Here is a 773-nt window from a genome sequence, read left to right as displayed (position 1 = left end):
AACTCGTCATGTGGTGGAACTTCATCGGCCGCACCGGCGACGAGATCGCCCAGGCACGAAACGACTGGGAGACCGGGGCGCGTTTCGGCGAAGTCCACGGCTACGACGGCGCCCGCCTCCACGCGCCGGAACTGCCCGCCCTCCCGCTGAAGGCGCGTGGACGGGAGCGCTGACTCGCGGGTGCTCTACGGCGGCGGGTGCCACTCTCCGGCTCGGCTGCCCTGAGGGCGCGACGTGGGCGGGCTCTCAATTCTCAAGCCCGGGCGGCGGACTGCGCCGGACACGGACGAAGAGCCCTTTTCGGCCAAAGAAGTAGCGTGCAGTAGTCATCTGAGCCCCTTGGGTGACTGTCCGGTTAGGCTCCTTGCAGCGGACACGTCAGGCCTTTGGCGGGCCGGCGCTGCTTCCGTCTTCCCTTTGGCCGCGAGTGAGGGCTTGACGCTGTGACAGCACGGGTGGAAGACGTCCAAAAGTTTCTGGAGCACGCGACGTCGGGGGAGGCGGTCGACCTTCCTCCGGCCCTGTTCGCCGACCGTCGTGCCGCGGCCCTGGTGTTCGAGGAGGGCGTGGTCCGGCTGGAGGCGGCGGTGTGCGATCCACGGGCCCTGGTCGTCGACGGGCGTGCGATCACCTCGGCGTCCCCGTCGCCGGTGCCGGCGCGTGTCGCGTTCACCGTGAGTGACGAGTGGCTGGTCGGAACCCTGGTCGCCGTGGACCTCGGCGGGGGCCGGGCGCTGGGCCTGGTCGACGGTGCGCCGGCGGGCGCCGCGCTG

1 pseudogene is annotated in these 773 nt (G+C 70.8%); it reads left to right on the top strand.

Annotated features, from left to right (window positions below):
- Positions 1-173 (top strand): annotated as a pseudogene (locus ABD308_RS11510) (pirin family protein); the annotation flags it as partial.
- Between the last annotated feature and the right edge of the window lie 600 nt (positions 174-773).

Source organism: Kitasatospora putterlickiae (assembly GCF_039527695.1).
GTDB classification, from domain to species: domain Bacteria; phylum Actinomycetota; class Actinomycetes; order Streptomycetales; family Streptomycetaceae; genus Kitasatospora; species Kitasatospora putterlickiae.
This window is presented reverse-complemented; position numbering and strand designations above follow the sequence as displayed.